The following is an 8,049-nucleotide window of genomic DNA, read 5'->3' on the forward strand; positions in this document are numbered from 1 at the left end:
AAACGGCAACAAGGATACCCATCTAGCGCCGGATGGAGCTACCACGTAGCGCAGACGCTTCGGCCCCGGAAGAACTGCCGGGCATACTGAACCGTTGTGTCACCGCCGCCAAAGGATGCGCCAAAAGGTTCTGATAGCGCTAAAAACTGTCGATATTCCTCTTCTTCACTGGAGAAGTCAAAGCAAGCTGTCCTCTTAATGCCGCCGAAACGAGCAAGCATCTAGATTCAACGAGCTTGTTTCGTGATCCCTCCGCTAGAGCCTCAACGTTTGAATGAATGTCGAGATTAAGGTCAATGAGACGCAAGATTTCCTTTTGCTCTTGGATACTCGGTAGTTCATAGGGGAACGCCTTAATTACCTTTTGAGAGATATTTGGTTGAGCGCCACCTTTACCTAATGCAATGAACTTAATTCGATTTGCCCGTAGGTAAAAAAAGAGGAACCGCTCAAGTGTGTGCTCCGCACTCCTCGCGACGGCTATTGCCTGGTTGGTCGCAGCGTCCATAGCAAGAATGCCGACCTTACCGATGGTGGCGCCGTACATCGCGATGGCGACGGATCCCTTGGGGAAAACCTTCGCACTTGAGTTCTTAATAGCAAGCTCGGTGATACGCTCCTCCGTCTCGGAGATTACGCCATCCGGCAATTCTCCGGACTTTACCCATGGAATGTCCCCGGTATAGTAATCCGGGTTCTTTCGAGATGGTGTACCACCGGAAGACCATTTAAAGGATTCACCAAGGGTTGTGGATATCCAATCCTCTCGACGGACGCCGCGTTGGTTGCGCCATTCTTCAGTGAGCTGGCCCCGAATCGCCGCCTCTAAGAGGCTCTCAGTTCGACGATCAGCCCCCTCCAAGAACACTTCGATACGGTCGACTGCCTTGTCGATCCTCTGCAGGTTCTCCGCAAGCTTTTCGATGATTCCTTGTTGCTCTTCAAGCGGAGGAAGGGGAAATGGAAATTGCTCCAGAAACCACTTAGGGACTCTTTGTTGGCCTACTGCACCTGCCATAACTTCTTTTGCTTGAGCTCGAAACGTGTGTTGTCGGACAAAGGCATGTAAGAACCTAGAGTTGAGAGCAGGCGATGGCCTAAGAACGAAAAACTCTGTCGAGCCATATCCGAGCCCATTAAGCAGATCAGGGACGATTGCAGATTTACCGTTCTCCATACACGGTGTGATCTTGGCGAAAAGGACATCGCCGGTTTGAAAAGATGTATAGCCTTTAGCGACTTGTTGCAGCTTTCTAAAATCAGGGTCTTCGATCTGCCCCGTCACATCTGATACCGCGGCCATTGGTACAAAGGTTACATCTGTTTCGACAGGAACAGACGAAATATTGTCTCTAGAAGGGTTCACTTTGCAGGCCGAACCGAGCCGAACCCATTTCCAGTGTTTAGGGATCGGGTACGGTTGTTCTTCTTTGGGGATGAGCGCCTCGTCAGGGATACCGTCGAAGTCCTCGACCAGAGGGAGGGATTTCATTCGTGCCATCAGACTTCCTCACCGTCTTGGAGATCGGCAGCAAGGGAGCGGAGCAGGCCAAGAGCTTCCTCGAGGAAGTCTGCCGCTTCGTTGATCTGCTCGGCAGGGTCGTAGGAAGCCCAATCGATCTGTTCAGCTTCCTCCTGAACCAGACCAATATCGAGCGTGTCGTCCTTGTCTCGAATCTCCTCTCGGCTGAAACGAGTCCACCGTTCATCCTCAATGCTCGCCCGGTCGGGAGCGGTGTAGACGGCTTCGAAACTAGCGAAGTGCTCTGTTGCTAGCGGGTTCCGCTTACCAAATGAAGGCATGTTGGTACGCAAATCGTAGTACCAAACCTCTTTGGTATTGCCGTTATCGGTGCGACCTCGTTCGAAGAAGAGAACATTGGTTTTTACGCCTTGGGCATAGAAAATTCCTGTTGGCAGGCGCAAGATGGTGTGCAAATTGCACTTATCCATCAGGTCTTCACGAATCCTGCGGCCGTCTCCGTCAGCAAACAAAACGTTGTCCGGCAAAACGACTGCAGCGCGCCCACCTGGTTTAAGACTGCGGTAGATGTGCTGCAAAAAGTTCAGCTGCTTGTTCGACGTTGGGAAAGTAAGGTCATCGCGAGTGGCGCGTTCACCACCACGCTTCGTTCCAAACGGCGGGTTGGTAAGTACAACATCGTAGCCCTTGACATCCTTTCCCAACGGGGACAGGGTGTCGCCCAACAAAATAGGTGCTTCAATCCCGTGCAGCATCGCGTTCATCAGCGCAAGCCTATGCGTATCGCGGACGAGCTCAACTCCAGTGAAAGCTTCCTTGACCTCAAAATTGGCTTCGATTTCACTGAGGTCAAAGAAGTCGGCAGTTTGTTGTCTCACGTGCTCACTGGCCGCGATCATGAACCCAAAAGTTCCACAAGCGGGATCGTTACAGCGCTCTCCGGGCTGGGGGTTGACGAGTCGGACCATGACGTCAATGAGTACGCGGGGCGTAAAGTACTGACCAGCCCCGGATTTCTTCTCATTAGCGTTCTTCTCGAGTAGACCTTCATAGAGATTACCGAGGCCCTCCTCGCGCGCAGAAAACCAGTCGAGCTCATCAATGGACGAGATAATCTTCTCGAGGTTCTTCGGCTCGTCGATGGTCGTCGACGCCCCAGTGTAGATCTGTCGAACCGGCCCACGTGCTTCTTCGCCTAGGCGCTGGAGCAAGTCTCGGTAGTAGTGCTTCAGGTCAACACCTGATTTTGCCCGCAGCACATCCCAGCGGTATTCAACAGGAATTCCCACCTCCGCACCGGTTTCCTTCGCCATCTTCAAAAAGAGGATGTAGGTCAGCTCAGTAACGTACTCGTGGTATGTGATTCCGTCATCACGAAGCACATTCGAGAGGTTCCAGAGCTTGGCGACAATTTCTTTGTTATTCACGCGATACTCTCTTCAGTTTCGTAAAGATATTTGTTGAACTCATTGATCACGCTGTCGAGGTTACCTCCGAAAGCGATATCGACACGGGTAAAACCTCCTTGCTGCCGGAACCGAGGGTCTTCATCAAACACCTCAGGCGTAAGAAGGAGCTCGTTCTCCAGATACTGCTCAACTCGCGATAGCCACCCAAGCTCTACCTTGGAAAAGCTATGCCCAGCTTTGAGCTTGCTGACCGCGTTTCTAACGCGTTCTTCGTGGCTGACCAGTGGTGAGCCGAGTGCGTATCGTCGGACAAGTGAGATGATGTCGGCAGCGATCTCTTTGTTGGACAACTGAGATACGGCACTCGATAGCTTCTGCTCAGTAAACCCTTCACGATCGAGGGCAAGTTTCAGCGACTTCAACTGCCCGCGGGTCAAATCAGCCGGGCGTGTACAGATGATGTTGAGTGCGGCGATTTCATTGGTGTTGTTCTTGATGAATTGGGTGAATTCATCAAGGTAGTCACCTGGTGAGGCACTGTCACCGAAATCTCGTGTATGGGTGAGGAGTTCATCGGGTTGGTGCGAGATCACCACGCGACGTGGCTCGCCGAGCGTGGTGGAATCCAGGTAGGCGAACAGTTCCGCATGGTCATGCACCCACGCAGCAGCGTCAGCGGGTGAAAGCTGCTTGAGCTGGTCGATAACCGTCGACATCGACTGCCCACCAGCAAGGTCGGTGACCTGCTCGGCGGCTGCTGCTTTCATACGCTGCTTGCGACGCTGAAGCTTAGCCACGATTTGCTCAATAACTGATTTCTGGGAGTCTTCGTCGTCAATGACGGTGAGGCCTTCGAGCAGATCGGTGAAGCGGGTGTTGGGATTGACCACAACTGGTTTCATCGTGTTGACCTGCTCGAGAGCATCGTAGACCCCGACTGGATCGTAGATATCGAACTTGTCCTTGTCGATTTCCGAGCACAACCGTGTGGCACGACCTAGCATCTGTTCAAACAGGATGCGAGACTTCACTCGCCGCATGAACACCAATGACGTAATGGATGGCACATCAATGCCGGTGGTCAGTAGGTCAACGGTAACGACAATCGACGGGTAGCGTTCATTCTTGAAGCGCTTGATCGCTTCCTGAATCTTCTTCTTGTTACCGCCCGCTACACTGCCGGTGATCTTCATGATCGCTTCCGGCTCGACACCACTGGCCGCATAGATTTCCTTCAAAATCGCCACGATCATGTCCGCATGCGCGTCATCAACAGCGTAGATGAGTGCCTTGCCGAATTGATCGGGTGAGCTCGGGTCGAGATCACGAGCAATCTCGGCCAAGACGGTTCGGTTGAATTCCTCAGTGATGACCTGCCGATTGAACTGTTCAACATCGAAGGTCACCTCATCAGCGAGTTCCTCGCTGTTGGTGATTTCACCGGTCTGCGGATCGTAAATCGGCAGTGTCTCGCCTTTACCAAAGGAAATCCCGTCCGTAGACAGCTTCGTGGTCAGTCGATGTGGCGCATCATGGTCGACCAACCAACCATCCATGACAGCTTCCCGATAAGAGTAGGTGTAGACCGGTGTTCCGAAAATCTCTGTGGTGTGCAACGCAGGCGTCGCCGTCAATGCAATTTTGAACGCATCGAAGTAGTCAATCAGATTGCGGTAGGCCGATTGATAGTCGAACTGGTCACGGTAGAGCACTTCATCATCAGTCATCTCCTTGTCGAGGAGGTAGCCTCGGTGTGCTTCGTCAACGATGATTAAGTCGTAATCCGTGACTGCGGGCACGACCTGATCATCGGGATAGAAAACCCGTTTGACCATTGCTTGGACTGTTGAAACCCGGACTTTCGTCTCCGTATCGATCTCAAGGTCTTCTAGGCCCTTGATGTCATAGAGTTGGTCGAGGCTCATCAGCTCTTCAAGTTTGACATCTTGAAATGCATCGAGTGCCTGCTCACCGAGAGCCGTCCGATCTACAAGGAACAGAATCCTCCTAAAACGCTTGGCTTTCAGGAAACGGTAGATCATCCCGAGAACGGTGCGGGTTTTACCAGTACCCGTTGCCATTGCGAGCAAAGCGTGGCTCTGCCCATCCGACACGGCTTTTTCTGCGGCGTGAATCGCAGCAGCCTGATAATCACGCAGGTTCAGGCCACTAGGGTCGGTCAGGAGATCATCACTGTAGGAAGCGAGCCTATGGTCCGCTTTGTCACTGTCTGCGTCCAAGATGGCTTGGAGCCCTTCGGGGCTCGGCCAGCCGTGGAGAGCACGAGGAGCGTTCAACGCACTGCGAACATCGAGGAACCACACGCCCGATTTCGTCTTGAGCTGATCGAGGTAGGGGCGCGCATTGGTGGCGAAGATAAACGGAACCCGGTAGCCGCCCCAGTGGCCAAGCGTCAGATCGTAATGCTCAGGCTTAATGAGCCGGGCATAATCCTTAGCTTGGTAATCAAGCACGGACGGGATGTCCACATGGTCAGCCTTAGCCTCGATTACCGCTACCAGAGCCTCCCCGATGAACAGCGCGTAATCTGCTCGTCCGCTTCTTCCCACCGTCGAATTGGTAGGCCACTCAGCAATCGCAAGATTACGTCCTGCCTCCGGCCGCGTCCCACGCGCATAGCGAAGTCGCTCGGTATCTGCTTCCCACCCAGCGTTTCGAAGCTGCTCATCAATCATGAGCCTGGTTTCAGCCTCTGTACGTGGTCTTTGATTCGCTGCACGAGACGCACGCGATACCCGTTCACGCTTGCTAACTGGAGTTGACTTCTCGGCCTTGTTCTCGTCGTCTCGTTTGAGCCTAGCTTCCTTGTCTTCCAGCAGCTCGATGGGTTCTTCAACAAACGATGTCAGGGAATAAGTCGGAATCCGAAGATGAAGTGGCCCATACGTGTGCGCAAACCAGCCAGCCACGGAATGAACCATAGGAAGAAACTGCGCCGCAGACTCTTCATCGCCCCACCCTTCGTGGGCTGCCTTGTTTCGTGCCTTTCGCACTAGATGTAGAACATCGACTACATCTTTTGGAAGGAGTCCTTCTCTTTCAAGGGTGTCAATTCGCTTTACCGCAGAGTTATCAAAAGGTTCTCGAACCCCATCAAACTTGTACATCATCGACACGATCGACTCACAAAGCATGCCAAGCTTAATCAAAGCCGAATTAGGATCAGACTGCCGATAAGCCTCAGCCAAGCTACCCAGGTTTGCTAACGAAGGAAACGAGTCTTCAAGAAACGCAAAGTTTTTCATTATTCGCTCACTAACTCCCGTTCACAGATATCGGCAATGCCGCAGTTAGGTGCTTCGCAGATCCGTATCAAAGTATCGGTTTGCAGGTTGGCCTCTTTGCTTAGTTTTGTGATGGAGCTGGAGCTCAAACCAGCCGCTACCCGAAGGCCTTGTTTACGCCAACGGTGTGCTCTAAGGATTTGCCAAAATTTATCGTAGTACATTTTCGAGCTAGGATCCGGTAGAATTCCTTAGGTTTTTAGGTCTAGGTGACGTGAGTATTGCCCGTTGATGCCCTTGCCTGTGTATGGGGGAATGAAGCAATAGTGAAAAAGTTTCGGCAAACACACTCCCGAGCAGGGCGCTTCGTAAGCTCGATAAAGCCCGTAATTCGAAGGAAGCAGGCTCGATTACGGCCCAGATCCTTACCAGGCCGGGGATCTGCGAAGCAACTCTGAACCGGTGGCAAGCAACGAATGAGGCGATGACCAAGAGTGAGGCTAGAGAACTCTAGCGACTTCGTGACGAGAACATCCGTCTAAAGCGTCTGTTGGGGCAGGCTGAGCTGGATAAAGCGGCTTTAAAGGAGTTGGCTGAGACAGCCTTCTCAGCCCAGCTCGCCGCCATGATGCCGTTTCACACTTGGTGGAGCTGGGTTATTCCCACAGGCTTGCCCGCCGGATTGTCGGGCTTTCCCGCAGCACCTAACGGCCTGCCAGAGTCCGCGAGAGTCAGCCAGATAAGTACACCTCCTTCGCAGGCGTTCATACACGCCTTCGCCAAAGAACACCGCCGGTGGGGACACCGGCAATCCGGGATCAAAGCTCAAGCGTAAGGGTACGGGGTATGCCGGGGAACCGTCCGCTGGATCTGACGTGAGGAGGCTCGGCGGGGAGCTGGCCAGAAAGAAACACGACACGCCTCGATGGTTACAGCCTGCGGGATGTTACCACTGGCCGGTACCCGAACGATACACGGACGCTGGATTTACAATGCGATTCCACCTAGCACGACACGACGATCAAGAGACGATCCAGATCTGCACCATTATCGATGAACACACCCGCGAACACGTCGCCTTCACAGTCGACCAGAACTTCGATACGGATTCGATGGTAAAACTACTTGACCCAGCTCCAATCGAACATGACGAGCGCCCAAAGGTGATCTGGATGGATAACGGACCAGAATCCACCAGCCCACGCCCCAAAACCTGGGCTAGTGAGGATAAGACAATCCACGCGTTCATCCCCGCCAGGCCAGCTGTGGCATAACCGATTCGTTGAGTCGTTTCATCACCGTATCCGAAACGAGCTGCTAGAGGACAACAGCATCGACAACCTTGATCACGCCCGCATGCTCGTGCCCCTGTGGCCACGGCACTATTAATGACGTCCACCCGCACTCTTGACTGGATTACCTCAGTCCACGGAGATATGAGGAAAAATGGAAACAAGACAGCACGGCTAACGCTTAAACGAAGAGGACCTAATTCTTAAGAAGTCCGATAAGACGCTGGCCACATGGTCGAACCCTCTGAGCCAAAGGGGCGTTCAACGCGGCCTTCGAGCGCGCCTACCTGTCCACGTGGCTGACCCGGCGCCACCCCATTCGATGGCTGTGCGGAGGTTTTTCGATCCTACTCAGTGGCATTGCCCCATGGTCTGGTCCGCCCCTCGGTTTGCCCATGAGCCTCGATCGAGTCGCTATCGCGCTAGACCTCGACGTGCGAAAAGCTCGGTAGGTTAGAAGCTTATCCGCTAATTCTGCACCCCGGCCGAAACCAGCTTCTGTAACCAAGGTGAGGTTACCCTCGTTTAGTGGACACCCTATTTGTGCGGATCTTGTGTCCGTAGGAGAGGATGTTCATTGTGAGTCAACAGCGCAAGAAATACACGCCGGAGTACCGGTG

The 8,049-nt window shown here is 53.2% G+C and carries 5 protein-coding genes; 1 reads left to right on the forward strand and 4 read right to left on the reverse strand.

Features of this window, described 5'->3' with window-relative positions; translation table 11 throughout:
* Positions 1-139: 139 nt before the first annotated feature.
* Genes ACEE23_RS09455 through ACEE23_RS09470 form a run of 4 tightly spaced genes read right to left on the reverse strand, consistent with a single transcriptional unit; the run spans position 140 to position 6,361 of the window.
* Complete coding sequence (locus tag ACEE23_RS09455; protein ID WP_368520891.1) at positions 140-1,501, reverse strand: restriction endonuclease subunit S; 1,362 nt, start codon at positions 1,499-1,501, stop codon at positions 140-142.
* A complete protein-coding gene (locus ACEE23_RS09460; RefSeq protein ID WP_448872171.1) occupies positions 1,501-2,910 on the reverse strand; it encodes an N-6 DNA methylase in 1,410 nt (469 codons plus the stop codon). The genes ACEE23_RS09455 and ACEE23_RS09460 overlap by 1 nt, the downstream gene beginning before the upstream one ends.
* Positions 2,907-6,158, reverse strand: coding sequence for a type I restriction-modification system endonuclease (hsdR, locus tag ACEE23_RS09465; protein WP_448872169.1), 3,252 nt, complete (start codon positions 6,156-6,158; stop codon positions 2,907-2,909). Before hsdR ends, ACEE23_RS09460 begins: the two co-directional genes overlap by 4 nt.
* Positions 6,158-6,361: a helix-turn-helix domain-containing protein gene (locus ACEE23_RS09470; protein WP_368520894.1), complete on the reverse strand. Its 204-nt coding sequence runs from the start codon at positions 6,359-6,361 to the stop codon at positions 6,158-6,160. The genes hsdR and ACEE23_RS09470 overlap by 1 nt, the downstream gene beginning before the upstream one ends.
* Before the next feature lie 997 nt (positions 6,362-7,358).
* Between ACEE23_RS09470 and ACEE23_RS09475 the strand changes: the two genes are divergently transcribed.
* Positions 7,359-7,526: an integrase core domain-containing protein gene (locus ACEE23_RS09475; RefSeq protein ID WP_448872167.1), complete on the forward strand. Its 168-nt coding sequence runs from the start codon at positions 7,359-7,361 to the stop codon at positions 7,524-7,526.
* Positions 7,527-8,049: the final 523 nt, after the last annotated feature.

The organism is Corynebacterium sp. 32222D000AT (assembly GCF_053546955.1).